23 protein-coding genes are annotated in these 25,448 nt (G+C 59.1%); 13 read left to right on the top strand and 10 right to left on the bottom strand.

Translation table 11 applies throughout. The features are described 5' to 3' along the window. Positions 1–44: 44 nt before the first annotated feature. The 6 genes from AC2FIS_RS11885 to AC2FIS_RS11860 are packed head-to-tail and all read left to right on the top strand — an operon-like array spanning position 45 to position 6,612. Positions 45–1,091, top strand: a complete 1,047-nt coding sequence (locus tag AC2FIS_RS11885) for a rod shape-determining protein (RefSeq protein WP_039523195.1) — start codon at positions 45–47, stop codon at positions 1,089–1,091. Between the two features lie 59 nt (positions 1,092–1,150). After that, positions 1,151–2,053 (top strand): rod shape-determining protein MreC, encoded by a 903-nt coding sequence (gene mreC, locus AC2FIS_RS11880; protein ID WP_496773504.1) that lies wholly within the window; start codon positions 1,151–1,153, stop codon positions 2,051–2,053. Further along, positions 2,046–2,582 carry a rod shape-determining protein MreD gene (locus AC2FIS_RS11875; protein WP_496773503.1) on the top strand — a complete coding sequence of 179 codons (537 nt, stop codon included), beginning with the start codon at positions 2,046–2,048 and terminating at the stop codon, positions 2,580–2,582. The genes mreC and AC2FIS_RS11875 overlap by 8 nt, the downstream gene beginning before the upstream one ends. Then, positions 2,579–4,528, top strand: coding sequence for a penicillin-binding protein 2 (mrdA, locus tag AC2FIS_RS11870; protein WP_496773502.1), 1,950 nt, complete (start codon positions 2,579–2,581; stop codon positions 4,526–4,528). The genes AC2FIS_RS11875 and mrdA overlap by 4 nt, the downstream gene beginning before the upstream one ends. Continuing rightward, entirely contained in the window at positions 4,525–5,664 is a 1,140-nt protein-coding gene (gene rodA, locus AC2FIS_RS11865; protein WP_058273483.1) for a rod shape-determining protein RodA, read from the top strand. The genes mrdA and rodA overlap by 4 nt, the downstream gene beginning before the upstream one ends. A 15-nt stretch (positions 5,665–5,679) precedes the next feature. Beyond that, positions 5,680–6,612, top strand: coding sequence for a 2-hydroxyacid dehydrogenase (locus AC2FIS_RS11860; RefSeq protein WP_496773501.1), 933 nt, complete (start codon positions 5,680–5,682; stop codon positions 6,610–6,612). Positions 6,613–6,617: 5 nt separating this feature from the next. On the opposite strand, the gene AC2FIS_RS11855 is transcribed toward AC2FIS_RS11860, so the two are convergent. From AC2FIS_RS11855 to AC2FIS_RS11830, 6 genes are all read right to left on the bottom strand, one after another. Then, positions 6,618–8,633: a M3 family metallopeptidase gene (locus AC2FIS_RS11855; protein ID WP_496773499.1), complete on the bottom strand. Its 2,016-nt coding sequence runs from the start codon at positions 8,631–8,633 to the stop codon at positions 6,618–6,620. A gap of 105 nt (positions 8,634–8,738) precedes the next feature. Further along, complete coding sequence (locus tag AC2FIS_RS11850; protein ID WP_496773498.1) at positions 8,739–9,788, bottom strand: HesA/MoeB/ThiF family protein; 1,050 nt, start codon at positions 9,786–9,788, stop codon at positions 8,739–8,741. Continuing rightward, the gene (dut, locus tag AC2FIS_RS11845; protein ID WP_496773496.1) at positions 9,788–10,243 is read right to left on the bottom strand and encodes a dUTP diphosphatase; all 456 of its coding nucleotides are present in this window, start codon (positions 10,241–10,243) and stop codon (positions 9,788–9,790) included. Before dut ends, AC2FIS_RS11850 begins: the two co-directional genes overlap by 1 nt. Before the next feature lie 15 nt (positions 10,244–10,258). After that, positions 10,259–11,455 carry a bifunctional phosphopantothenoylcysteine decarboxylase/phosphopantothenate--cysteine ligase CoaBC gene (gene coaBC / locus AC2FIS_RS11840; RefSeq protein ID WP_496773495.1) on the bottom strand — a complete coding sequence of 399 codons (1,197 nt, stop codon included), beginning with the start codon at positions 11,453–11,455 and terminating at the stop codon, positions 10,259–10,261. A 62-nt stretch (positions 11,456–11,517) separates the two neighbouring features. Further along, the gene (locus AC2FIS_RS11835) at positions 11,518–12,333 is read right to left on the bottom strand and encodes a ChaN family lipoprotein (RefSeq protein WP_496773494.1); all 816 of its coding nucleotides are present in this window, start codon (positions 12,331–12,333) and stop codon (positions 11,518–11,520) included. Next, positions 12,330–13,208, bottom strand: coding sequence for an RNA polymerase factor sigma-32 (locus AC2FIS_RS11830; RefSeq protein ID WP_496773493.1), 879 nt, complete (start codon positions 13,206–13,208; stop codon positions 12,330–12,332). Before AC2FIS_RS11830 ends, AC2FIS_RS11835 begins: the two co-directional genes overlap by 4 nt. A 49-nt stretch (positions 13,209–13,257) precedes the next feature. Here AC2FIS_RS11830 and cobU point away from each other — a divergent pair, with 49 nt between their 5' ends. The 4 genes from cobU to AC2FIS_RS11810 are packed head-to-tail and all read left to right on the top strand — an operon-like array spanning position 13,258 to position 16,908. Then, positions 13,258–13,830, top strand: coding sequence for a bifunctional adenosylcobinamide kinase/adenosylcobinamide-phosphate guanylyltransferase (cobU, locus tag AC2FIS_RS11825; protein WP_496773492.1), 573 nt, complete (start codon positions 13,258–13,260; stop codon positions 13,828–13,830). Next, positions 13,827–14,405 (top strand): histidine phosphatase family protein, encoded by a 579-nt coding sequence (locus tag AC2FIS_RS11820; RefSeq protein WP_496773491.1) that lies wholly within the window; start codon positions 13,827–13,829, stop codon positions 14,403–14,405. The genes cobU and AC2FIS_RS11820 overlap by 4 nt, the downstream gene beginning before the upstream one ends. A 58-nt stretch (positions 14,406–14,463) precedes the next feature. Continuing rightward, positions 14,464–15,348 (top strand): glutathione S-transferase, encoded by an 885-nt coding sequence (locus AC2FIS_RS11815; RefSeq protein WP_496773490.1) that lies wholly within the window; start codon positions 14,464–14,466, stop codon positions 15,346–15,348. 45 nt (positions 15,349–15,393) lie between these two features. After that, positions 15,394–16,908 (top strand): YifB family Mg chelatase-like AAA ATPase, encoded by a 1,515-nt coding sequence (locus tag AC2FIS_RS11810; RefSeq protein ID WP_496773489.1) that lies wholly within the window; start codon positions 15,394–15,396, stop codon positions 16,906–16,908. Here the strand turns inward: AC2FIS_RS11810 and gshB are convergent. The 3 genes from gshB to rsmI form a co-directional block, all read right to left on the bottom strand. Next, a complete protein-coding gene (gene gshB, locus AC2FIS_RS11805) occupies positions 16,905–17,837 on the bottom strand; it encodes a glutathione synthase (protein WP_496722998.1) in 933 nt (310 codons plus the stop codon). The genes AC2FIS_RS11810 and gshB overlap by 4 nt on opposite strands. 61 nt (positions 17,838–17,898) lie before the next feature. Further along, positions 17,899–18,270 carry a YraN family protein gene (locus AC2FIS_RS11800; protein WP_496722997.1) on the bottom strand — a complete coding sequence of 124 codons (372 nt, stop codon included), beginning with the start codon at positions 18,268–18,270 and terminating at the stop codon, positions 17,899–17,901. Between the two features lies 1 nt (position 18,271). Further along, positions 18,272–19,129, bottom strand: a complete 858-nt coding sequence (rsmI, locus tag AC2FIS_RS11795; protein ID WP_496722995.1) for a 16S rRNA (cytidine(1402)-2'-O)-methyltransferase — start codon at positions 19,127–19,129, stop codon at positions 18,272–18,274. A gap of 88 nt (positions 19,130–19,217) precedes the next feature. Here rsmI and AC2FIS_RS11790 point away from each other — a divergent pair, with 88 nt between their 5' ends. From AC2FIS_RS11790 to murJ, 3 genes are read left to right on the top strand one after another with little or no spacing between them, the layout of a single operon-like run. Then, entirely contained in the window at positions 19,218–20,390 is a 1,173-nt protein-coding gene (locus AC2FIS_RS11790) for a penicillin-binding protein activator (RefSeq protein ID WP_496722993.1), read from the top strand. A gap of 7 nt (positions 20,391–20,397) precedes the next feature. Further along, complete coding sequence (locus AC2FIS_RS11785) at positions 20,398–23,169, top strand: [protein-PII] uridylyltransferase (RefSeq protein WP_496773488.1); 2,772 nt, start codon at positions 20,398–20,400, stop codon at positions 23,167–23,169. Continuing rightward, a complete protein-coding gene (gene murJ, locus AC2FIS_RS11780) occupies positions 23,166–24,707 on the top strand; it encodes a murein biosynthesis integral membrane protein MurJ (protein WP_496773487.1) in 1,542 nt (513 codons plus the stop codon). The genes AC2FIS_RS11785 and murJ overlap by 4 nt, the downstream gene beginning before the upstream one ends. On the opposite strand, the gene AC2FIS_RS11775 is transcribed toward murJ, so the two are convergent. Beyond that, the gene (locus tag AC2FIS_RS11775; RefSeq protein ID WP_496773486.1) at positions 24,708–25,394 is read right to left on the bottom strand and encodes a rhomboid family intramembrane serine protease; all 687 of its coding nucleotides are present in this window, start codon (positions 25,392–25,394) and stop codon (positions 24,708–24,710) included. Between the last annotated feature and the right edge of the window lie 54 nt (positions 25,395–25,448).

The raw sequence follows: 25,448 nt of genomic DNA, 5'->3' as shown, positions 1-25,448 counted from the left end.
AGTCGCGGGCAGTAGAAAACTGACATACAGGATCAGGGAAAAATATGGGGATCTTTGGCAATCTGGGCGGCCTGTTCACAGCGGACATGGCTATCGACCTTGGTACAGCGAACACGCTGGTTTACGTCAAGGGCCGCGGTGTTATCCTGTCTGAACCCTCTGTGGTGGCGTATCACGTCAAGGACGGCGTGAAAAAGGTTCTGGCTGTTGGCGAAGACGCCAAGCTGATGCTGGGCCGGACCCCCGGATCGATCGAAGCCATCCGCCCGATGCGCGAAGGCGTGATTGCCGACTTTGATACTGCAGAGGAAATGATCAAGCACTTCATCCGCAAAGTGCACAAGCGGTCAACTTTCTCGAAACCCAAGATCATCGTCTGCGTCCCCCATGGCGCGACCCCCGTTGAAAAGCGCGCAATCCGGCAATCGGTTCTGTCCGCAGGCGCCCGCCGCGCCGGTCTGATTGCCGAACCTATTGCAGCCGCGATTGGTGCCGGCATGCCCATCACCGACCCGACCGGCAACATGGTTGTCGATATCGGCGGCGGCACCACCGAGGTTGCTGTTCTGTCGCTGGGTGACATCGTATACGCCCGCTCGGTCCGCGTCGGCGGTGACCGGATGGATGAGGCGATCATCTCGTACCTGCGCCGCCAGCAGAACCTTCTGGTCGGTGAATCCACGGCCGAGCGGATCAAGACCACCATCGGCACTGCGCGCATGCCCGACGACGGCCGCGGCCAGTCGATGCACATTCGCGGACGCGACCTGCTGAATGGTGTGCCCAAGGAAATTGAAATCAGCCAGGCCCAAGTGGCCGAGGCGCTGTCCGAACCCGTCCAGCAGATTTGCGAGGCGGTAATGACCGCACTGGAAACCACTCCGCCTGATCTGGCGGCTGATATCGTGGACCGGGGCGTGATGCTGACTGGCGGCGGTGCGCTGTTGGGTGATCTGGACCTTGCCCTGCGCGAACAGACTGGCTTGGCCGTGTCGATTGCCGACGAAAGCCTGAATTGTGTGGCTTTGGGCACCGGCAAGGCGCTGGAATACGAAAAACAACTGCGCCACGCGATTGACTACGAAAGCTAAGGCGCGCACCCTTTACCACATAGGGTAAATTCGGCACGAGCAGCACGGGAAGGAGTCCTGTGGCAAAAGACCGATCACAGCGCGATGAATACACAACCCCCTTGCGCCGCCTGCTGCTGGGGATTGTTGTGTTGTGTCTGCTAGGCATCTTTCTGATCTGGCGGATCGACAGCCCGCGCGTGGAACGGTTTCGCGCACAGGTCGTGGACAGTGTTGTGCCGTCGATGGAATGGGCCATGGTTCCTGTTACCGCCGCCGTCAATCTGGTGCGCGATTTCCAAAGTTATCAACGGCTGAGCGACCAGAACCAGGAATTGCGCAGCGAATTGCGCATCATGCGCGCCTGGAAAGAAGCCGCACTGCAGCTGGAGCAGGAAAATGCCCGGCTATTGGATTTAAACAATGTGCGCCTTGATCCGCGCCTGACCTATATCACCGGGGTGGTCATGGCCGATAGCGGCTCGCCCTTCCGCCAGTCGGTCCTGCTGAACGTGGGTGAGAGAGACGGGATCAGGGACGGCTGGGCCACCATGGACGGGATTGGCGTGGTCGGCCGTATCTCGGGTGTTGGCCCCGACACCGCGCGCGTTATCCTGATGACGGATGCATCCAGCGCTATACCGGCCACAATTCAACCGTCTGGCCAAACCGCTCTGATCACCGGCGACAACACGCAATCCCCGTCGGTGGAGTTTCTGGAAAACCGCGAACTGGTACGTCCCGGCGACCGCGTTGTAACCTCGGGTGATGGCGGCGTGTTCCCCGGAGGGTTGCTGATCGGGCAGATCACCGAAGACCCAGGCGGGCGTTTGCGGGTGCGCCTCTCCGCAGATTTCGAACGACTGGAATTCCTCCGCGTTCTGCGCTTCCACTTGGCCCCGGTGATCTCGAATCCTGGCGGCATCGTGGGTCCACGGCAACCCGAGGCCGCCCTGACCCCGCCGGAGGTTGGCGATGGATAGGCAAACCTCGCATCTTTGGCTCAAACGCTGTTTGTACGTGTTTCTGGCGTTACTGATTATATTCCTGCATCTTCTGCCTCTGGATACACAACCGGACCGGTGGCCGTTTCCGGACATGCTTATTGCGTTAACGTTTGCCTGGGTTCTTCGCCGACCGGAATACGTTCCCATTTTTCTGGTTGCTGCGGTGATGCTGATGGCCGATTTGCTGCTGCAACGACCTCCGGGCCTGCTGGCAGCACTTGTGGTTTTAGGATCGGTGTATCTGCGCTCGGCCGCGCCCGGAATGCGCGACGCCGGGTTTATGGCTGAATGGACAACGGCCGCTGTGGTGATCGCGGGGATTTTCATATTGAACCGCGTAATTCTTGCTATTCTATCGGTACAGCAAGCAGCGTTGGGTCCTGTGGTGATACAAGTGGTTCTGACAATTGCGGTTTATCCTCTGGTCGTTCTTCTCAGCCAGAATGTGCTTGGCGTTCGGCGCGTGTCAGTGTCGGACCCTGGCTCAAAAGGAGCCCGGGCATGAAACAACGCAATCCCAAAGCGCAAAGACTGGCCTACAAACGCCTACCGCGCCGCGCGTTGATCCTGGGTGGGTTGCAGACTGCGTTTATCGGTGGCCTGGCAGCGCGAATGCGCTTCATGCAAGTGGATCAGGCTGACGAGTACCGCCTGCTGGCCGAAGAAAACCGGATCAACATTCGCCTGATCCCGCCAACGCGCGGGCGCATTTATGACCGCAACGGCCAGATCATCGGACAAAACACGCAGTCCTATCGTATTGTTATGGTCCGCGAAGATGCGGGCGACGTCGACAAAGTCATCGCCAAACTTTCAGAGCTTATCCCGCTGACTCAGGAAGAGATTGACCGCGCCAAGACCGAGATGCGTCGCTCTGCCCCGTTCCTGCCAGTCACACTGGCCGATCAGGTCACGTGGGAGGATATCTCCAAGGTCGCGGTCAATGCGCCCGCTTTGCCCGGCGTTACGCCCGAAGTGGGCATGGCCCGTCAGTATCCCCGCTATGAAGATTTCGCCCATGTCGTTGGTTATGTCGGGCCGGTCAGTGACTATGACCTCAGCCTGATCGAAGATCCCGAACCAGTGCTGCGTATCCCCCGGTTCCAGATCGGCAAGGTCGGTCTGGAGTCCAAACAGGAAATCAGCCTGCGCGGAAAAGCTGGCGCAAAACGTGTCGAGGTCAACGCCACAGGCCGCATCATGCGCGAGCTTGACCGGCAAGAAGGCGAGGCAGGGGCCGATCTGCAATTGTCCGTTGATGCGGATCTGCAGCAATACGCCCAGGCGCGCTTGGCCGGTGAAAGCGCGGCTGCCGTCGTCATCGACTGCGAAACCGGGGATATCCGGGCCATCAGTTCTGCCCCCAGTTTCGACCCGAACCTGTTCGTGCGCGGGATATCGGTCGCGGATTACCGGGCATTGACTGAAAATAACTACCGCCCGCTGGCCAACAAGACGGTTCAGGGCACCTACCCGCCGGGTTCGACCTTCAAGATGATCACCGCTCTTGCCGCGCTTGAGGCCGGAGTGGTTAGCCCCGGCAACACCGTCTATTGCCCTGGGCACCTGAAGGTCGGTAGCCGCCGCTTCCACTGCTGGAAGCGCGGCGGGCATGGGACAGTGGATCTTAACTTGTCACTAAAGCGCAGCTGCGACGTCTACTATTACGATGTCGCGGTGCGTACCGGCATCGACAAAATCTCGGAAATGGCGCGCAAGTTCGGACTGGGCGTCAAGCACGACATCCCGATGTCAGCTGTCGCTGCCGGATTGGCCCCCAATCAGGAATGGAAAGAGCGGGTCCATGGCGAAGGCTGGCTGGTAGGCGACACCGCGAATGCCTCAATCGGGCAAGGGTTCATGCTGGCCTCGCCCCTACAGCTTGCGGTCATGACGGCAAGGATCGCCACGGGCCGGGCCGTGACGCCCCGTCTGGTGCGGTCCGTCAATGGCGTCGAGGAACCGTCAGGAGCAGGTGAGCCGCTGGACGTCAATCCGTACAACCTGAATCAGGTGCGCAAAGCGATGTTCTCGGTCTCAAACGACAGGGCTGGCACCGCCTATCGCAGCCGCATCATCAATGATGAATTCCGCATGGCCGGTAAGACAGGGACCAGCCAGGTGCGCAACATCACCAAGGCCGAACGCGCGGCTGGCGTAATCCGCAACGAAGACCTGCCGTGGGAACGGCGCGACCACGCGCTGTTCGTCAGCTATGCGCCGTACGACAATCCGAAATACGCCGTGGCAGTTGTGGTGGAACACGGCGGTGGCGGATCCAAGGCAGCGGCCCCGGTCGCGCGAGACATCATGCTGCAGGCTCTGTACAACGGCACCCCACCGCTCGAGGCTTATCCGGTTGCAGATCGTGACCGCATTAAGGAACAACAAAAACGGCTTGAGGGCGACCGTCGCCCCAAAGCGCGACCCGATGAAAAGGACCGCGCATGAGCTATCTTGAGTACGCCGTCAAATCCACGCCAACGGGGTTTCGCAAGTTCCTCTACATGAACTGGCCGCTGACTTTGTTGCTGATCAGCGTCGCCAGCGCCGGATTCCTGATGCTGTACTCGGTCGCGGGCGGGTCCTGGATGCCCTGGGCCGAACCCCAGATTGAGCGGTTCGGACTGGGACTGACCGTTATGTTCATCATCGCGTTGGTGCCGATCTGGTTCTGGCGCAACATGTCCGTTTTGGCCTATCTCGGCTCGATCGTTCTGCTGATTTTTGTGGAACTCTTTGGCACCATCGGCATGGGTGCGCAGCGTTGGATCGACCTTGGGTTCATGAGGCTCCAGCCTTCCGAAGTCATGAAGATTGCGCTGGTCATGGTTCTGGCCGCCTACTACGACTGGTTGCCTTCTCATAAGACATCGCGACCGCTCTGGGTGCTTATCCCGGTCATCCTGATCCTGATCCCTACAGCTATGGTCCTGAAACAACCCGATCTGGGCACTTCGATCCTGTTGTTGGCGGCGGGCGGGGGACTGATGTTCCTGGCTGGAGTGCACTGGGCTTATTTCGCCGCCGTTATCGCGGCGGTGGTCGGCTTGATTGCGACAGTGTTCAATAGCCGGGGCACCGAGTGGCAGTTGCTCAAGGATTATCAGTTCCGCCGAATAGACACTTTCCTTGATCCCTCCACCGATCCGCTGGGTGCAGGCTATCACATTACCCAGTCGAAAATTGCGTTGGGGTCAGGCGGCTGGAACGGGCGCGGGTTCATGCAAGGGACGCAGTCGCGCCTGAACTTTCTGCCCGAAAAGCACACGGACTTCATCTTTACCACGTTGGCCGAGGAATTCGGGTTTGTCGGAGGCATCACTTTGCTGACCCTTTACGCCCTGATTATTATCTTCTGCATGGTTACGGCGTTGGCGACAAAGGACCGGTTCTCATCCCTGGTCACCTTGGGGGTCGCGCTCAACTTCTTCCTGTTCTTTGCGGTCAATATGTCCATGGTCATGGGCCTTGCACCGGTTGTGGGCGTGCCCCTGCCGATGGTCAGCTACGGCGGGTCCGCCATGCTGGTTCTGATGGCCGCCTTCGGCATTGTTCAAAGCGCGCATATTCACCGCCCCCGCTGAATTGAAAGGCCCTTCATGCCCGTCAACATCCTGTTTTCCGCGCGCCCTGAACAATGGCCGGTGTATGAACCTCTGCTTACAAAAGGGCTGTCCCAAGCTGGTTTGGATTTCCGTCTGGCAACCGAGTTTTCGCCTGATCAGGTCGACTACGTTGTCTATGCACCAACAAGCGGGCTGCTGGATTTTTCACCCTATACACAACTGAAGGCGGTTCTGAGTCTTTGGGCAGGTGTTGAAAAAATCGCGGGCAACGAAACGCTGACCGTGCCATTGGCCCGAATGGTGGACCACGGGCTGATGCATGGCATGACCGAGTGGGTCGTCGGCCACGTGCTGCGCTATCACCTGGGCATGGACCGCTATATCACCGTGCAGGACGGCGTGTGGACGCCCGACGCCCCGCCGCTTGCCAGCGAACGGAATGTGTGTGTGCTGGGCCTTGGTGCATTGGGAGAAGCCGCAGCAACCGCGCTTGCCGCGCTGAATTTCAAAGTGACCGGTTGGAGCAGAACCGCAAAGGACAACCCTGGGGTAACGTGCCTGCATGGCGTTGAAGGTCTACGCGCCGCGTTGTCCAATGCCGAGATCGTTGTCCTGCTGCTGCCCGACACCCCCGCAACGGAAAACGCACTGAATGCGGACACTTTGGCCTTGCTGCCCAAAGGCGCTCGGATCATCAATCCCGGTCGCGGTCCATTGATCGACGACGACGCGTTGCTAGCCGCACTGGATTCCGGACACATTGCCCACGCCACGTTAGACGTATTCCGCGTGGAACCCCTGCCGCCGGAACATCCGTATTGGGCGCACGCCAATGTGACCGTCACGCCGCATATCGCGTCGGAAACCCGTCCGACAACTGCGGCCCAGGTGATCTGCCAGAACATTATACGAGGGGTGGAAGGCAAACCCTTCCTGCACCTCGTCGACCGCAATCTGGGCTACTGATCCGGTCAGGTCGCGATAAGCCCGCGACCTTTCAACAGCGCCTCGACCCCTGGCAAACGCCCGCGGAACGCCAGATACAGCTCCTCAGCTTCGCGCGAGCCGCCGGTGGACAGGATATTGTCCTCCAGTGCTTTGGCGCGCTCTGTGTCAAAGGCTCCCCCGGCTTCTTCGAAGGCCGCGAATGCGTCGGCATCCATGACCTCGGACCACATGTAGCTGTAATAGCCCGAGCTATAGCCATCGCCAGCGAAGACATGGGCAAAATGCGGTGTCGCGTGGCGCATACCGATGGCATGCGGCATATCGATACCATCAAGAACCTCGGCCTGTTTCGCCATCGGATCAGCTGGCGCTTCGCCTTCGTGGAACGCCAGATCGACCAAGGCTGAGGCTACGTATTCCACGGTCTGGAACCCCTGATCAAAATTCGCGGCCTTCAGAACCTTCTTAAGCATATCTTGCGGCATCGGCTCACCAGATTCGGCATGGGTCGCAAATTCGACCAAGACTTCCGGCACTTCCAGCCAATGTTCATAAAGCTGGCTGGGAAGCTCTACAAAGTCACGCGCGACGCTGGTGCCAGAGATGCTTTCATAGGTCACGTTGGACAACATCTGATGCAATGCGTGACCGAACTCATGGAAAAGCGTGCGCGCATCGTCATAAGATAGCAGCGCCGGGTCGCCCTTGGCGAAGTTGCAAACGTTGATCACGACGGGGGCTTGCACCTTGGGGAACTTTGCCTGGCTCCGCATTGCGCTGCACCATGCGCCCGAGCGCTTGGAACCCCGCGCGAAGTAATCGCCGATGAACACAGCAATATGCTGCCCGTCGCGCGTTACGTCCCAAGCCCGGCAATCGGAGTGATAAAGCGGTACATCCAGCGGGGCAAACTCCAGCCCGAACAGCCGGTTGGCGCAGGAAAAGGCGGCCTCGATCATACGATCCAACTGCAAGTACGGCTTCAGCGCAGCTTCATCCAAATCATGTTCAGCCTTGCGGCGCTTTTCGGCGTAGTAGCGCCAGTCCCACGCTTCGAGCGGACCGTTGATGCCATCTTCCTGCATCATCGCGGTCAAGGTTTCGGCGTCGGAGTCGGCCCGCGCCTTTGCCGGCTCCCAAACCTGCATCAACAGATCGCGAACGCGGTCCGGCGTTCGGGCCATTTCAGTTTCCAGCTTGTAGTCCGCGAAACTGGAATATCCCAATAGCTTGGCCCGTTCTTCGCGCAAGTTCAGGATTTCAGCCGCAATCTCGCGGTTGTCCGTTTCACCACCATTGGCACCACGCGCGGTCCAGGCCCGATACGCGTTCTCACGCAGATCGCGGCGCGGCGAGAATTGCAGAAACGGAACAATCAACGACCGCGACAGAGTGACGACAGGACCATCAGCCCCCTTCTCTTCCCCGGCGGCGCGGGCTGCATCCACGACGAAACCCGGCAATCCTTCCAGATCATTCTCGGTCAAGTTCATGAACCATTCGCGCTCGTCCGCCAAAAGGTTTTGGGTGAAGGACGTCCCCAGCGTGGCAAGGCGCGACTTGATCTCTTGCATGCGGGTGTCATCATGGCCTTCCAAAGCCGAACCAGCGCGCATAAAACCGCGATGGGTCAGCATCAGAACGCGGGCCTGTTCATCGGTCAGGTCCAGCTGATCCTTGCGCGCCCACAGGTCCGCCATCCGCCGAAACAGCGCCTTGTTTGACGAAATCCCCGAAAAATGCGCGGAGAGTTTTGGTGAGAATGCGCGTTGCAGCTCTTCCCGCGCCGGATTGCTGTCGGCACCTGCAACGGTGAAAAAGACAGACAGAACCTTGTCCATCTGCTCTCCGGCCGCCTCAAGCGCCTCAATCGTATTGGCAAAACTGGCTGGGTCGGAATTGTTGGCAATCGCGTCGATCTGCGCGTTGTGGGCGGCCATTGCCTTGTCCAATGCAGGCGCAAAATCATCATCCGAAATCTCGGCAAATGGCGCGATTTCAAATGGAGTGGTCCAGGCGGACAGGATCGGGTTGGTCATGCGGATCTCCTTTGCTGGTCAAGCTAGGGAGGCGGGCCGGAATGGTCCAGAGGGGGTGCCCGCGATACAGCCGAAATCTCTAGCCAATCTAGCGCGACAGTAGGCTTACGCGTCGACTTCTCCGCAAATGGGGCAATCAGAGCGTCGGGTCAGGGTGATCTTGCGGCTTTCGCCATAGAGCGCGTCATAGATCAGCATTTCGGCGCGCAGGGCTTGCCCGGCCCCGGTGATCACCTTGATCGCCTCAACCGCCATCATTGACCCCACAACGCCGGGCAACGGGCCAACAACCCCCGCTTCGGCACAGGACGGGGCCAGACCGGGGGCCGGTGCCTCGGGGAAGATACACTGATAACAAGGCGCGTCGTTGGCGGGGTCAAAGACGCTTAGCTGACCTTCCCATTGCGACAGAGCACCTGAAATAAGCGGTTTGCCCAGTGCGACCGCGGTACGATTGGCCAAATATCGCGTGTCAAAATTGTCGGTGCCGTCGAGGATCAGGTCAAAATCGGTGAACAGGTCTGCTGCAATCTCATCAGTCAAACGACGATGGTAGGGCAGAACAATCACGTTCGGGTTTTGCGCCTGCATGGCTTGCTGGGCCGAGAAAACCTTGGGCATGCCGATATCGGCATCGCGGTGGATCACTTGCCGCTGCAGATTGGCGTTTTCAACAATATCGTCGTCGATCACACCGATGGTGCCCACACCCGCCGCCGCAAGGTACTGCAACGCGGGCGCACCAAGACCGCCCGCGCCGATAACCAGCACACGGGCCTGTTTCATCTTTTTCTGCCCCGGCCCGCCCAGTTCGCGCAAAACGATATGGCGGGCATACCGCTCCAACTCGGTCTCAGAGAACTTGTCAGACTGCACCGCGGTTTCCTCGGCTGGCTGTGGCGCGGCACGGTTGCGCAGCGTTTTGAGCACCTTTCCATAGCTCAACACCAAAACCGCGGCACCACCTAGGATCAACCACAATGCCGCAGACCCGCCGGTTGCCTCGCGCAGCGGGTGCCCACCCGGCAACGTCAGTTGGATAACAAGTACTCCGACCAGCAAAACGCTGACCGACACGGAGCGAGCAGTTCGGGACACCCCGGCAACGTATCCAATGCCCCACAGAGCACCGGCAAGGATCAGAACCAGAAGCATCAACCGCGCCCAGTCGAGCCAAAACCGCCAGCGCCGCGATCCGTATCGCTGAGCGCCTCGACAGGTTCAAACGCAGCCTGCACGACGGGCGCGACGACCAGTTGCGCGATGCGTTCACCATGCGCAATCTCAAAACTTTCCTGACCGGCGTTCAGCAGGATCACCCCCAGCGGGCCGCGATAGTCACTGTCGATCGTACCGGGTGTATTGGGCAGGGTGATGCCGTGTTTCAGCGCAAGGCCGGATCGGGGTCGTACCTGCACCTCGTACCCATTTGGAATCTCGATCCGTAACCCTGTAGGAACCAAGGCGCGTTGTCCCGGCGCCAACGTGATAGGCGCGCCATCGGGCAGGTTTGCCCGGACATCCGCCCCCGCTGCTCCGGTTGTTTCATAAGACGGCAAAGCGATGGCCGGATCGGCCCCGTCTTCGCGGATTACACGAATTGCTACCATCACTGTACCTCTTGTTCAGCTTGTCAGAGCGTCGGCGATCTTTTGCGCCAGACGTTGCGCCACTGCATCCTTGCCCATGCGCGGCCATTCTTCGGCCCCATCGTCCGAGATCAGGGTGACCGCGTTTTCTGCCCCCCCCATGATGCCCGTCGCAGGGCTGACATCATTGGCAACGATCCAGTCACAGCCCTTGCGCGCACGTTTGGCGGTGGCGTGTTCAAGCACGTTGTCAGTCTCTGCGGCAAAGCCAACCACCAACGCAGGCCGACCCGCATCCAGCCTGGACACGCGCTTGAGGATGTCCGGGTTCTCAGTAAACTCCAGCACCGGAAGACCATCGCGGCTTTTCTTCAACTTCTTGTCTGAAGCCGCCGCCATGCGCCAATCCGCAACCGCAGCAGCAAACACACCCGCATCTACCGGCAGTGCGGCGTCGACCGCGTCAGACATCTGCTGCGCGGTTTCCACGCGGATAACCTGCACTCCTTCGGGCGGCGAAACATCGGCAGGGCCGGTAACAAAAACCACATCAGCGCCCAGCGCAGACAACGCCCGTGCCACCGCGGTGCCCTGCGCGCCCGAGGACCGGTTGGCGATGTAGCGCACAGGGTCGATCGGTTCATGTGTCGGGCCGGAGGTGACCAAAATGCGCTTGCCCTTCAGCGGACCGTTGCCAAATTGCGCCTCGACCGCGGCCACGATCTCAAGCGGTTCCGACATCCGGCCTGGGCCGTATTCTCCACAAGCCATGTCACCCTCATTTGGGCCAACAAACCGGATACCATCTGCCTGCAGTTGCTTGAGGTTGCGCTGTGTTGACGGATGATCCCACATGCGGATGTTCATGGCTGGCGCGCACAAAACAGGGGTATCTGTCGCCATCAGCAGGGTCGAGGCCAGATCGTTGGCCAGCCCAGCCGCCATCTTTCCCATCATGTCCGCCGTGGCCGGTGCGACCACGATCAGATCGGCGGACCGTGACAACTGAATATGACCCATCTCGGCCTCATCCGTCAGGTCGAACAAATCGCGATAAACCTTCTCTCCGGCCAGTGCCGAGACCGACAGCGGGGTCACGAACTCTTCGGCCGCGCCTGTCAGAACCGGTGTCACCGAGGCACCACGTTCTTTCAGCCGCCGGATCAGATCCAGCGACTTATAGGCCGCGATTCCAGCGCCGATGATTAGAAGAATGCGTTTCGATGCCAGCATATTGTGCCCTTCCCGTCCCGGTCGGCCCGACATTAGGCAAGGCCAACGGACAGTTCCAGCGGTTAATTCTGTGTCTCAAACGCCAGGCAAGGGTCTTCACGCTCAATGCCGGGGCTGTCGATCACAGCGTCGAACTCACCGTCGATGACGCCATCCTCGGACTGACCGAGCACGAAAACTTTCAAACCGGGGCGTAGCCGGGACAGAAAGGTTGGAATCCCTCTGTCCTTACGGGCATGACCATTGCCAGTGATCACTGCAACAGGTCCGCCGGTATCATCCGCCGCGCGCAATATGGCCCTTGTCAGAACCGCATCCCGCAACCGTTGGATTGCGACTAGTTGCGGCAAGGCGGTCTCGGGTATCGCATTGCAGTGGGCGGCCAGCTGATCGGCTTCGCGCGCCGCCTGCTCATCCCGTGGCAAGGGGACGGTCAGACCATATCGCGCGGCATCTGCGCCTAGGGCCGTCGCAGCGCCGCGTTCCATAGCCGCGCGCGCCGCAGCACGCGGAACCATGGCACCGTAAACCGGCGCGTCTGAGGCCTGAAAGACCGGGTAGTACATGCTAAGCGGCGGCCAGCCGGACTCGAGCCACTTCAGAATTCTGGCAAGCTCTTCCGGATTGGAAATGGCCTTGTCCGCCAGCCGCTGGGCGCCCTCTTCAGTCACCATCTCCCAGACGACGGCAGAGGGGTTGATGGCCCTCAATGCCTCGGCCTGTACAATGTGGTGCTGCGGGTTGTCGTGAATTTCGCCCAATATGACGACATCCGCTGAAGCCATCGCAGACACAACGTCGTCAGGTATCAATTCATCAGCACGACCAGGATAGGCCATAACCACAAGTGCACAAAGCAGAATCGCAAGATGTTTCATGCGATGAAGTGTTGCACCTCACGCGATTGGGCTTCAAGGTTCTTGCGCATTTTCACAAAAGCTGCCGCCTCAAGTTGACGCACGCGTTCCTTGGACAGGCTAAGTTCCTGCCCAAGACTTTCCAGCGTTCGGGCGGGTTCGCGCAACTTGCGTTCGCGCACAATGAACCTTTCACGATCATTCAAAGCCTGCATTGCCGTCACCAGCCATTCGCGCAATTGCTGAGTATCGTGCCTGTTTTCGACGGCTTCGGCGGCTTGTTCACGCTCATCTTCCAGCGCATCGATCCATTCCCGGCCGTCTTCATCTGCCGATTGAACGGCATTCAGCGAGAAATCGGAGCCGGACAAACGGCCTTCCATCATTTCGACGTCCCGCAGCGGCACGCCGATTTCTGCGGCAATCATCTGGTGCAATTGATGACGGTCAAGATCCATGCCATCGGTCGCGGCCTCACGCTCTAGACGGGCCTGCACACGTCGCATGTTGAAGAACAGTGATTTTTGCGAAGACGTGGACCCGGTACGTACCATTGACCAGTTGCGCATCACATAGTCCTGAATGCTCGCCTTGATCCACCAGACCGCATAGGTCGAAAACCGCACGCCCCGGTCAGGGTCGAACTTGTCGGCAGCCTTCATCAATCCTAACCCGGCCTCCTGGATCAGATCATTCATGGGCGCGCCGTAACGTTTGAACTTGGCCGCCATCGAAATGGCCAGCCGCATGTAGGCCGTGATTAATCGGTGAAGGGCCTGTTCATCGCGGTCGTCCCGCCAAGCATAAGCCAATTTCAATTCAGTTTCCGCGTCCAGAAGCTCGGCTTTCATTGCCTTTCGGGACATCGAGAAGTCGTTCGCATTGTCCAGTGCCATTGAAATCTCCCCTTTTCACAGGCGCGGGCCGGGGTTGCTTTGCCGACCTATGAACGATACGCAAAACAAAACCGGGTGGATCACATGGAAGGTAATTATCGTGAGTCCGGATTTAACCTTTGTGTTGGGCGGCGCAGCCTCGGGCAAGTCGGTTTTCGCCGAACAACTCGTTGTTTCATCGGGAAAAAAGAAGGTTTATCTTGCAACATCACAAGTGTTTGATGACGAGATGCAAGATAAGGTTCAGCGCCACATTTCCCAACGTGGCGAGGGTTGGGAGACGGTCGAGGCCCCTTTTGACATTGGCCCGACATTGGCGAATTTGCCCTCCACCTCTGTCTGTCTGATCGACTGTGCCACCATGTGGCTGACCAATCACCTGCTTGCAGAAAACGATCTGGAACAGGCGCAAAGCGCGCTTTTACAATCGCTACGCTTGTGTTCCGCACAGGTCGTCATCGTCTCGAACGAGGTTGGACACGGGATCGTCCCTGACAACGCGCTGTCCCGCCGGTTCCGCGAAGCGCAGGGACGGTTAAACATCGCATTGGCCGCCGAGGCCGATCTGGTGGTGCAAGTTACGGCTGGCCTGCCGTTGGTATTGAAGGGGCGACTGGATTGACACGTCTGCATCTCGTGCGCCACGGCCCAACTCATGCCAAAACGATGGTCGGCTGGTCCGACTTGCCTGCTGACCTCAGCGATCACGCTGCCGTTACCCGGTTGCATGACCACCTGCCTGCGGACGCTATCTTTGTTTCCTCTGACCTGAGCCGCGCCGCCGATACTGCATCGGCCATTCAAGGCACACGGCGGCGGCTGCAACATCAGTCTGCGCTGCGCGAAATCAATTTCGGCACTTGGGAGCTGCGCGCCTTCAAAGAGATTGAGGCTGAAGACCCCGAACTTGCCTTTGCATATTGGGACAACCCCGGCGATGTGCGCCCACCAAACGGGGAAAGCTGGAACGAGGTCCGCGCGCGTGTCGACGCAGCCGTCGACCAATTGATCGCACAGCACACCGGGCGCGATCTTGTGGTCGTGGTGCATTTTGGCGTGATCCTGACCCAGGTCCAAAGGGCTCTCGACGTTGACGCGCAAGAGGCTTTTGGCCATCGCATCGACAACCTTTCGGTTACCGAAATCACGCATCACGGCGACCGCTGGTCTGTCGGACGAATCAATCATCTTCCGTGATGCAACCGCGCACAAATCACTGATTTACGGAATGGATCGGCCACGCCATCCTAGCCGCATGACTTATGATTTGTTTATCGGAGACCGCCTGTTTTCCAGCTGGTCCATGCGCGGGTGGCTGATGCTGGAAAAGTTCGGCCTGCCCTATCGTTCCCACATGATCGGCCTCTATTCCGGCACCATGGCCGAGGATATGAAACCCCTCGCGCCCGCCCGCCTTGTCCCGGCCCTGCGATTGCCCGACGGCACCGTGGTTGGGGAAAGCCTGGCGATGGCGGAAACCCTTGCCGAGTTACATCCCGAAGCAGGGCTTTGGCCCAAAGACCCCGCCGCGCGCGCTACTGCGCGGTGGCTTTGCGCCGAAATGGTGGCCGGGTTTGGCGCGTTGCGCGGGCAGTGTCCGATGCAGCTCAAACAGTGCTGGCAGGGGTTCGCTCCATCGACCGAAACACGCGCCGATCTTGCAAGGATCGAGGCCTTGTGGGCCCATGCCCGTGATGTGTCTGGCGCGGACTCCGGTCCTTTGTTCGGCCACTATTCCCTTGCGGACGTGTTCTATACGCCGGTCGCGGCACGGATTATTGGCTATGGCCTGCCGATCGCTGATGCCAATCGCGACTACTGCCTTGATTTGCTGTCGGATGTTTCTGTCCGCCGGTGGCGTGCGATGGGGCTGACGGTCAACTACGACCCTTTTCCCTACCCCATGGATCTGCCATCAGAGCCTTGGCCAATTGCCGGTACTTCGCAAGCAAAAGCGGTAGATGGTACTACGTCGATCAACGACGCCTGCCCTTATTCCGGCAAAGCTGTCACCGCAGTGCTCGAAGTGAATGGCCTGCGCTGGGGGTTCTGCAACCGGTTCTGCCGTGACAAAACAGCCGCTGATCCCGGTGCATGGCCAAAATTCACCGAGATGACCCGCGCCGTTAACGATTCTTAAACCGCTGCCGTGGCAGCAAGGACCTGTTAACCAAAAAGGTCATTCATGGTTGCCCGCGCCCACACAGTTGCTTTTCAAGGGGTCGATGCCCGCCCGGTCGAGGTGCAGTGCGCCGTCTCGCCGGGCCTACCCGCATTTTCCATCGTCGGGCTGCCCGACAAAGCCGTGTCCGAAGCGCGGGACCGCGTTCGCAGCGCGCTGAGCTCGATGGCCATCGCGTTGCCGTCAAAACGGATCACTATCAACCTGTCGCCTGCCGACCTGCCCAAAGAAGGCAGCCATTTCGACCTGCCCATAGCTGTTGCATTGCTGTCCGCGTTAGAGATCATTCCGCGGGACGCCGCCGAAGGTTCGGTTTCGCTGGGCGAGCTATCTTTGGACGGTTCACTGGTGCCTGTGGTCGGTGCCCTACCCGCTGCGATGACTGCGGCGGCTGAGGATCGGGCCTTGCTCTGCCCCCGCGCCTCTAGTGCCGAGGCTGCTTGGGTCGATGCGACGCAGGTCATTGGGGCTGGGTCTCTTGGGGACGTAGTGCGGCATTTCTCGGGCCAGTCTCCGCTACCCGCCGCACAGCCTGGTGAAGTCACACTTGAGCCCAGCGCGCGCGACCTGCGCGACGTCAAAGGGCAAGAACGTGCAAAGCGCGCCCTGGAAATCGCCGCAGCAGGTCGGCACCACCTGATCATGACCGGGCCTCCCGGTTCCGGCAAATCCATGCTGGCCGCACGCCTGCCCGGGATTTTGCCGCCGCTGACACCGGCCGAAGCGTTAGAAACCTCGATGATTCAGTCGTTGTGCGGGCTGTTGGACGAAGGTGGGATCAGTCGCAGCCGCCCGTTTCGCGAACCTCATCACACGGCGTCCATGGCTGCGATCGTTGGTGGCGGCAGGGGCGCGAAACCGGGTGAGATTTCACTAGCCCACAACGGTGTTCTGTTCATGGACGAGTTCCCCGAATTTCCACGCACGGTTCTGGAGACACTACGCCAGCCGATCGAAACTGGAGAGGTCATGGTCGCGCGTGCAAATGCCCATGTGAAATACCCATGCCGTTTCATGCTGATCGCGGCGGCCAACCCTTGCAAATGCGGCTACCTGACCGATCCCGGGCGCGCTTGTTCCCGCGCTCCTGTTTGCGGAGAGGACTATCTGAGCCGAATCTCCGGGCCGCTGATGGACCGGTTTGATTTGCGTATTGAAGTGCCCCCGGTCGGATTCACCGATCTGGACTTACCACCCTCGGGTGACAGTTCCGCCACCGTTGCCGCGCGTGTCGAACAAGCCCGTTCAATTCAGGCAAAGCGGTTTCGCGATACCCCGTCCACCCGTCAGAACGCCGATGTCGAGGGTAAATTGCTGGATGAAATCGCGGCCCCGGATGCTGAAGGCAAAGACCTGTTGCTGAAGGCAGCCGAGCGATTTGGCCTGTCCGCCCGCGCTTTTCACCGCATCCTGCGCGTAGCGCGTACCATCGCTGATCTGGACGGGGCACCGGATGTCCGGCGTCCCCATATCGCCGAGGCGCTGAGCTTTCGTATCAGCGCCAAGGCGGCATCTTAAAGCTTGGCTTCAATCGCCTGCCAAATCTTTTCGGCGACGTTCACGCCGTTAAATCGTTCGAGTTCCTGAATGCCGGTCGGCGAGGTCACGTTGATTTCTGTCAGGTAGTCACCGATCACATCGATTCCGACGAAGACCTGACCTTTTTCTTTCAGCAATGGACCAATCGCGGCACAAATTTCCAGATCGCGCTCGGACAGGCCAATTTTCTCAGGGCGACCGCCAACATGCATATTGGAACGCGTTTCGCCCGCGGCCGGTACGCGGTTGATCGCACCGACTGCGTCACCGTCGACCAAAATTACACGCTTGTCGCCATTGCTGACATCCGGCAGGAATTTCTGAACAATCAAAGGCTCACGCGAAAATCCGGTGAACAGTTCGTGCAGCGAAGTCAGGTTACGGTCATTCGCATCCAACCGGAAAACTCCTGCACCGCCATTGCCATAAAGCGGTTTTAGGATGACGTCGCCGTGCTTTTCCTTGAACGCCTTGATGGTCTGCAGATCCCGCGCAATTGTTGTCGGCGGCGTCAGGTCCGGGAAATCCAGAACCAGCAGTTTCTCGGGGTAGTTCCGCACCCAGAACGGATCATTCACAACCAAGACTTGCCCCTTTAGACGGTCCAGCAAGTGGGTTGATGTGATGTAATGCATGTCAAACGGCGGGTCCTGGCGCAGCCAGATCACGTCGAACTCTGCCAGGTCCACTTCACGTTCGGGCCCAAGTTCCGCCGGATTGCCCGCCACCCGCTGAACTTTCATGTCCTGACCACGCGCGGTGATCCGCCCCTCTTGATAGGCCAGCTGGTCCGGGCTGTAGAAAAACAGCGTATGTCCGCGCACCTGCGCCTCTTCGGCCAGACGGAATGAGCTGTCGGCATTGATATCCACGGCCCCGATCGGGTCCATCTGGAAGGCGATTTTCATGGCGTGTCCCTCAGTTTCACGCCAGATACATGGCCCAGCCGGGCTGGGGGTTCAATGGGGATCAGGCTAAACCGAAGGCGTTTTCGACAATTTGAACGGCGCCCGAAGCATCCACCAAAGCTGCGTCAAACCGCACATCCGTCAATTGCCCATTTGGTTCTGTTTCCAGGAATTGGGCCGCCGATGCGCAGATGCGATCCATCTGGCGGCGATTGATCCGGGCGGCGGCCGCATCGAAACTGGTGCTTTTCTTCACCTCGACAAAGACGATCCCGTGAGCGTCGCGCGCAATAAGATCGATCTCGCCACCGGCACCGCGCCAGCGGCGATTCAGGATGGTATAGCCGCGTTGTTCATAATTTGATGCAACCTGCTGCTCCGCCGCCTGCCCAGCATGATAGGACACCGGACTTCGAACGGATCGTGCGGCCATGTCATCCCTTTCCCAATTTCAGAGCCTTCTGATAGATCGGGCGGCGCGGCAGCTTGTACATCTCTGATACCAGATCGGCCGCGTCGCGAACCGAATGGGTTTCCAAGGCTCGTTTCAACGCCTCTTCTACGTCAGATTCGTTAACAGTTGCCGAATGTCCGCGATCCACGAGCAGAACAATTTCACCTTTGACTGTCTGCCCTTGCAGGTCGGCTGCCAGTTCTTCCAACGTCCCGCGACGAACTTCTTCGAATTTCTTCGTCAGCTCGCGGCACATTGCGGCCTGACGGTCATTGCCCAGCACAGTTGCAAGATCCGACAAACACGCCACCACGCGTTTCGGAGATTCGTAAAACACCAATGTGCCCGGCACGTCCCGTAATGCCTCGATCCGCGACCGGCGCGCGCCGGATGCGTTCGGCAAGAAGCCCGCAAAAAAGAACGCATCTGTCGGCAGCCCGGCCAGCGTCAGCGCCATCAGCGCTGCGGATGGTCCCGGTGCGCAGGTCACCGTATGACCGGCCTCGGCAGCCTGCTTCCCCAAATCGTATCCCGGATCGGCAATCAGCGGCATTCCGGCCTCAGATGCATAAGCGACAGACTTCCCATCCTGCAATGCATCAAGGAGTTTGCCGCGCGCGCCTGCGCCGCTGTGATCGTGATAGGCTAGGATTCGCCGCCCATCCAGCGGTACGCCGTGAATCTCCATCAACCGGCGCAAGCTGCGCGTGTCTTCGGCGGCAATGACGTCAGCCGAGGCCAGCACATCCAGCGCTCTGAGCGTGATGTCGCGCGCCGCACCGATCGGAGTGGCAACAAAATACAGGCCCGCGCCCAATCTTACTTTTTGAAAATTCAAAGCTGGACCCTCACAGCGTGACGTTTATTATCGCGGCATAACAGATTGGTGGTACCCCAAGCCGCCGGGACAGGGAGTTTTCATTTAGATGTTTACCGTTTGCAAGCCCGTTCGCAAGCTGGCGAAATCCGCCGCGATCCTGGCAACCGCCGCTTTCCTCGCTGCATGTGAGCCCGGCGGCCTTGGCGGAGGCCCGTCAATCAACACGTCCAAACCCGTTCCGGTCGCACTTTTGGTTCCGGCGGGATCAGGAAATTCCGGCGACGCCCAACTGGCGCGGAGCCTTGAGAACGCGGCGCGTCTGGCCATGGCCGATCTGCAGAATGTTAAGATTGATCTGCGCGTTTATGACACGCAGGGCAGCTCGAACACGGCCGCGACAGTGGCGCAACAAGCCGTCGCGGATGGGGCGAAGATCATCATTGGCCCGGTTTACGCGCAGGCGGCAAACTCGGCGGGTCTCGCCGTGCTGAACAACAAGGTCAACGTGCTGTCCTTCTCGAACAATACCAGCATTGCAGGCGGCAACGTCTTTGTTCTGGGCCCGACCTTTCAGAACACGGCCAACCGTTTGGTCAACTTTGCCGGTTCACAAGGCAAAACCAGCATGGTCATCGTCCACAGCAACGATGCAGCCGGGCAGCTTGGTCAATCGGCGATTGCAACTGCGCTTGCCAGCAGCCGCGTAGCGAACGCGGGTACGGTTGGCTATGACCGGTCTCAGCAAGGCGTCATCAACTCAGTTCCAACGATCAAGGCAACCGTGGATGCTGCTGGCGCAGATTCGGTGTTTCTGACGGCAACGACGGCAGGTGCACTGCCGCTGTATTCGCAGCTGTTGCCAGAAGCTGGTGTGTCGTCGGCCACCACCCAGTTCGTTGGCCTGACACGCTGGGACATCCCGTCTCAGACGCTGGATCTGCCTGGTGTTCAAGGGGGCTGGTTCGCCTTGCCCGACCCGTCAAAGGCGCAGGCTTACCGCCAGCGGTATAACAGCACCTATGGCGAGGCTCCGCACCCGATCAGTGGTCTGGCCTATGACGGCATTGCAGCAATTGCGGCTTTGGTCAGCCAGGGCAAATCCGACGCGCTGACCGCATCTGCCCTGACACAAAATGCCGGTTTCCAGGGCGTTGGCGGCATCTTCCGCCTGCGATCAGACGGCACGAATGAACGCGGTCTGGCCGTTGCCACGATCCAGAACAAACAGGTAGTAGTGATTGACTCCGCCCCTCAAAGCTTCTCTGGCGCCGGTTTCTGATCAGCCGATGCTGACGCTCATCCCCAAGGGTGAGCTGATCTGCCCGGCCGATGAAATTTTCGACAGTGCCGCCATCCTGGCGCAACTGTCGGAAGCCTTTGAAAATATTCAGGACAATGCCGCGCGGCGGAATGAAACCGTGCGCATCCTGCGCGATGCCCAAAAGGCTGGGCGCAAGACCATTGCGGATGCCTTCGCTAAACGCCCCTTTGACGCCAGACCTTTGACCCGGTCCTATACCTATTTGACCGACGGGTTGGTCTGCACAGCGATGCAGGTGGCCAGCACCTATCTACATCCGCTGGCAACCCCGACGCAGGGCGAAAAGATTGCGGTTCTTGCTGTTGGTGGATATGGCCGCGGCGAAATGGCCCCGGCTTCGGACGTCGATCTGCTTTTTTTGACGCCCTATAAGATCACCGCCTGGGCCGAGAGCGTCATCGAGTCCATGCTCTACATGCTTTGGGATCTGCGCCTGAAGGTTGGCCATTCATCCCGAACGATCAAGGATTGCCTGCGACTGGGCACCGAGGATTTCACCATCCGTACCGCGATGCTCGAGCAACGCTATCTGGCTGGGGACGCAGCCCTTGCCGAAGAACTTGATAACCGCCTGAAAACCGAGCTGTTCAAGGGCAGCGAGCGTCAATTCATCGAGGCTAAGCTGCAGGAACGTGACGAGCGCCACCACAAGCAGGGCGAGCGTTATATGGTCGAGCCCAATGTCAAAGAGGGCAAAGGCGGGCTGCGCGATCTTCAATCGCTCTACTGGATTGCAAAGTACATCTATGGCGTTCAGGACGTGGCTGAACTGGTCCCTCTGGGCCTGTTTGAACCCGAGGAATTCAGCACCTTTGTAGAGGCCGAAGAGTTTCTGTGGGCAGTACGCTCTCATCTGCATCTGCTGACCGGTCGTGCGACGGAACAACTGACCTTCGACCTGCAGGTCGAGGTTGCCGACCGGATGGGTTATGAAGACAGGGCTGGGCGACGGGCTGTTGAAGTGTTCATGCAACGCTATTTCCGCGAGGCAACGCGCGTCGGAGAACTGACCCGGATCTTCCTGACCAAACTCGAAGCGTCACACGTGAAAGGCGCCGCTCTACTGGAACGCATCTTTAGGCGCCAACCACGTGTCAAAGCAGGGTACAAGGTCGTTCACGGTCGCTTGGATGTAGCGGACGCCAAGAAGTTTCTATCCGACAAGCTGAACCTTCTGCGTCTGTTCGAGGAAGGTCTTCGCACTGGCATGCTGATCCACCCGGATGCGATGCGGCTGGTGACGGCCAACCTGAACCTCATCGACGACGACATGCGCCAAAACAAAGAGGCGCAGCGCATTTTTCTGGACCTGATGCTGAAACACGGCAACCCGGAACGCGCCCTGCGCCGCATGAACGAATTGGGAGTATTGTCGGCGTTTTTGCCAGAGTTCGAACACATCGTGGCGATGATGCAGTTCAACATGTATCACAGCTATACAGTGGACGAGCACACGATCCAGACCATCGTCAACCTGGCCCAGATTGAACGCGGTGAATTGGTCGAGTCACTACCGCTGGCCTCATCGATCCTGAAACGCGGGGTTAATCGCAAGGTCCTCTACGTAGCATTGCTGCTGCACGATATCGCCAAAGGGCGACCCGAGGACCATTCCATTCTGGGCGCTCAGATCGCGCGCAAGGTTGCTCCACGGTTGGGATTGAACAAATCAGACTCTGAAACCGTGGAATGGTTGGTACGATATCACCTTTTGATGTCGGACATGGCGCAGAAACGCGACATCTCGGACCCGCGCACAGTGCGCGATTTTGCCAAGGCGGTTAAGACGGTCAAACGGTTGGATCTGCTCACGGTTCTGACCGTGTGTGACATTCGCGGCGTTGGGCCCAACACCTGGAACAACTGGAAGGCCACCCTGCTGCGCGCCTTGCACGCTGAAACCAAACGGGCGCTTGAAACCGGTATGGAAGACCTGAACCGGGCCAACCGTGGCGCAGAAGCCAAAAAGGCGCTGCGTTCGGCGCTTGACGATTGGTCGAAGGCTGACCTGAAGGCCGAAACAGGACGACACTATGCGCCCTATTGGCAGGGCCTGAACCTGTCTACACATATTGAGTTCGCGAAAATGCTACGCGCTCTGGAACACAGCGGCGACCCCGGCGCGATGGAAATTCACCTGCATCCGGATGACGATCGCGACGCCACCCGCGCGTGTTTTGCCATGGCGGACCATCCGGGGATTTTCGCCCGCATCGCCGGGGCGCTCGCGCTGGTTGGGGCTAACGTGGTCGACGCCCGTAGCTATACCACCAAGGACGGGTACGTCACCGATGCGTTCTGGATTCAGGATGCCGAGGGCCACCCTTTTGAGGCCAGCCGATTACCGCGACTAACACAGATGATCCAAAAGACGCTCAAGGGCGAAGTCGTTGCGCGTGACGCCTTGAAATCGCGCGACAAGATCAAGAAACGCGAACGCGCCTTCAATGTGCCGACCCATATCATCTTCGATAATGACGGGTCCGAGATCTACACCATCATCGAGGTTGATACCCGCGACCGTCCGGGCCTGTTGTATGACCTGACAAGAACGCTGGCTGCCGCCAATGTCTATATCGCCAACGCCGTGATCGCGACCTATGGCGAACAAGTTGTCGATACCTTCTACGTCAAGGACATGTTCGGCCTGAAATACCATTCCGAAAGCAAGCAACGCGGTCTTGAGACCAAGCTGCGCAAAGCCATCACCGAAGGTGCGGAGCGCGCAATCTCATGAAACAGATCCGGTTGTTTTCAGGCCTGTTCACGGTCGGATTCTGGACGCTGGCCAGTCGGATTCTGGGATTTCTGCGAGAGATTTTGCTGACCGCCTATATCGGGCCCGGTCCGGTGATGGACGCTTTTGTTGCCGCCTTCCGCCTGCCCAACATGTTCCGACGGTTTTTTGCCGAAGGTGCCTTCAACGCCGCCTTTGTGCCAATGTTCTCGAAACGACTGGAGGGCGAAGAAGACGCCGAAGGATTTGCACAGGATGCCTTCAATCTGTTGGCGGCGGCAGTATTGGCGCTGGTTGGATTGGCGATGGTTTTCATGCCTGGACTTGTCTGGCTGACCGCCGAAGGGTTCTATGGCGATGAACGCTTCGACATGGCCGTCGACTACGGTTACGTCGTTTTTCCCTATATCCTGTTCATGTCGCTGGCCGCGCTGTTTTCCGGCGTTCTGAACGCCACCGGTCGGTTCGCCGCTGCCGCTGCCGCGCCTGTCTTACTCAATATTTTTGCCTGTACTGCTTTGATCGCAGGCGCGCTTTCTGGCGGCGACGTAATCTGGTGGCTGATCACGGTCATTCCGCTGGCAGGGGTCGCGCAACTAGCGCTGGTTTGGGTGGCGACAGAACGCGCCGGTATTCGCATCCGTCCCGGCGTGCCCAAACTCAGCCCGGAAATGCGGCACATGGTTCGCATTGCAGTGCCCGCCGCTTTGGCGATGGGCGTCACGCAGGTCAATCTGGTGGTTGGCCAGCTGGTCGCGTCCAAAACCGAAAAGGCGGTCAGTTGGCTGTTCGCAGCGGATCGGCTGTATCAATTGCCATTGGGCGTGGTCGGTATTGCGGTGGGGATCGTCCTGCTGCCCGATCTGTCGCGCCGCTTACGGGCCGGGGACAAGGACGGGGCGCGCAATGCCTATTCCCGCGCCGGAGAGTTCACGCTGCTGCTGACCCTGCCGTCCACCGTTGCCTTTCTGATCATTCCAATACCTCTGGTGTCGGTCCTGTTCGAACGCGGCCAATTCAGCCCCGAGGACACGGCAGCCACTGCCTTGGCCGTAGCTATCTATGGCGTCGGCCTGCCCGCTTTCATGCTGCAAAAGCTGCTGCAGCCCTTGTTCTTCGCGCGCGAAGACACCCGCTCTCCGTTTCGCTATGCCGTAGTTGCGATGGTGATCAATGCCGGGCTGGCCTTTGGTCTTTACCCATTGGTGGGGTGGATCGCACCGGCGATCGCGGCTTCGGCTGCCGGTTGGGCGATGGTTGCCTTGTTGGCGATTGGAGCGCGCCGTTTCGGCGATGAAGCACGGTTTGACGACCGGTTCAAACGACGTGCCTGGCGCGTCGTCGCGGCATCGCTGGGTATGGGCGTTGTGCTTTTCGCCGCCCTTCATGTTTTTGGCTGGACCTTCCAGGTACCCGGATGGCGTTATCTGGCGCTGCTTGTCCTAATCATAGTTGCAGCTGCCGCCTATTTCTTACTCGGTCACCTCTTCAAAGCGTTCGAGCTGTCCGAATTCAGAAAAGCGCTGCGTCGGTCCTGATCAGTCGCGGCGAATACGTCCCACGATCCGCGCCCATCCGCCCGGTACCAGGAAAAACGATAGACCAAATCCGGTGGCAAATCCGCCCAGATCGGCAACCCAATCGGACGTGCCGCCAAACAAAAGTCCGAACACCAGCTGGATGCCCATCAAAACCGCGATCAGGCTGAAGGCCCGGGACTGGTTTTCGCCGACCAGTGACAACTTGCGCCACAGCAGCCATGTGAACGCGCCGATCAGACCGTAAACCGGCGGGAACCCTCCGACCAGCGGATAGGCGGGATTTAGCAACAACCCATAGACCAACGCGCCACCGATACCGGACAAAACGAAAATGATCAGCATTTGAAAACCGCCGAACACTTCGGCTACCATTTTACCCATGGCCAGAACGAAGACGCTGACAAAAACCGCCTGGGTAAAACTGCCCGATACGAACGGATAGGTCACGAAACGGATCACATGTTCAAACGGCCAACGGCCATTCTCGATCATCCAGTGAAAGATATCCGGGGAAAAGGTGTAACTCTGCAGGGCATCCAACCGCCAACCTACCGCTGATGGCCCACCCACAAGACCGCGTGCACCCAGTGTAAACGCCAATTCGATCCCCATGATGAACAGGACCAACGCCACCACAACGGGCGGCAGAGGGTTTACGGCGGGTGTATAATGCTCACTGCTCATTGGGCTGGCCTTTCGCGGCTGTTGACGTCCCTTGACCTCATGGGTAAGCGACGG

It is taken from the genome of Ruegeria sp. CDSB113 (assembly GCF_059611045.1).
The sequence above is the reverse complement of the archived record's forward strand: the minus strand, read 5'-3'. Positions and strand labels throughout refer to the sequence as shown.

Coding starts and splice junctions, on each gene's coding strand:
- AC2FIS_RS11830 (WP_496773493.1), bottom strand. CDS start 13,208: ATGGCACTGGACAATGCGAACGACTTCTCGATGTCCCGAAAGGCAATG.
- AC2FIS_RS11790 (WP_496722993.1), top strand. CDS start 19,218: ATGTTTACCGTTTGCAAGCCCGTTCGCAAGCTGGCGAAATCCGCCGCG.
- AC2FIS_RS11875 (WP_496773503.1), top strand. CDS start 2,046: ATGGATAGGCAAACCTCGCATCTTTGGCTCAAACGCTGTTTGTACGTG.
- AC2FIS_RS11815 (WP_496773490.1), top strand. CDS start 14,464: ATGACTTATGATTTGTTTATCGGAGACCGCCTGTTTTCCAGCTGGTCC.
- AC2FIS_RS11835 (WP_496773494.1), bottom strand. CDS start 12,333: ATGAAACATCTTGCGATTCTGCTTTGTGCACTTGTGGTTATGGCCTAT.
- cobU (WP_496773492.1), top strand. CDS start 13,258: ATGAACGATACGCAAAACAAAACCGGGTGGATCACATGGAAGGTAATT.
- AC2FIS_RS11775 (WP_496773486.1), bottom strand. CDS start 25,394: ATGAGCAGTGAGCATTATACACCCGCCGTAAACCCTCTGCCGCCCGTT.
- AC2FIS_RS11785 (WP_496773488.1), top strand. CDS start 20,398: ATGCTGACGCTCATCCCCAAGGGTGAGCTGATCTGCCCGGCCGATGAA.
- rodA (WP_058273483.1), top strand. CDS start 4,525: ATGAGCTATCTTGAGTACGCCGTCAAATCCACGCCAACGGGGTTTCGC.
- mrdA (WP_496773502.1), top strand. CDS start 2,579: ATGAAACAACGCAATCCCAAAGCGCAAAGACTGGCCTACAAACGCCTA.
- AC2FIS_RS11860 (WP_496773501.1), top strand. CDS start 5,680: ATGCCCGTCAACATCCTGTTTTCCGCGCGCCCTGAACAATGGCCGGTG.
- AC2FIS_RS11800 (WP_496722997.1), bottom strand. CDS start 18,270: ATGGCCGCACGATCCGTTCGAAGTCCGGTGTCCTATCATGCTGGGCAG.
- AC2FIS_RS11810 (WP_496773489.1), top strand. CDS start 15,394: ATGGTTGCCCGCGCCCACACAGTTGCTTTTCAAGGGGTCGATGCCCGC.
- dut (WP_496773496.1), bottom strand. CDS start 10,243: ATGGTAGCAATTCGTGTAATCCGCGAAGACGGGGCCGATCCGGCCATC.
- AC2FIS_RS11885 (WP_039523195.1), top strand. CDS start 45: ATGGGGATCTTTGGCAATCTGGGCGGCCTGTTCACAGCGGACATGGCT.
- AC2FIS_RS11850 (WP_496773498.1), bottom strand. CDS start 9,788: ATGCTTCTGGTTCTGATCCTTGCCGGTGCTCTGTGGGGCATTGGATAC.
- AC2FIS_RS11855 (WP_496773499.1), bottom strand. CDS start 8,633: ATGACCAACCCGATCCTGTCCGCCTGGACCACTCCATTTGAAATCGCG.
- coaBC (WP_496773495.1), bottom strand. CDS start 11,455: ATGCTGGCATCGAAACGCATTCTTCTAATCATCGGCGCTGGAATCGCG.
- gshB (WP_496722998.1), bottom strand. CDS start 17,837: ATGAAAATCGCCTTCCAGATGGACCCGATCGGGGCCGTGGATATCAAT.
- murJ (WP_496773487.1), top strand. CDS start 23,166: ATGAAACAGATCCGGTTGTTTTCAGGCCTGTTCACGGTCGGATTCTGG.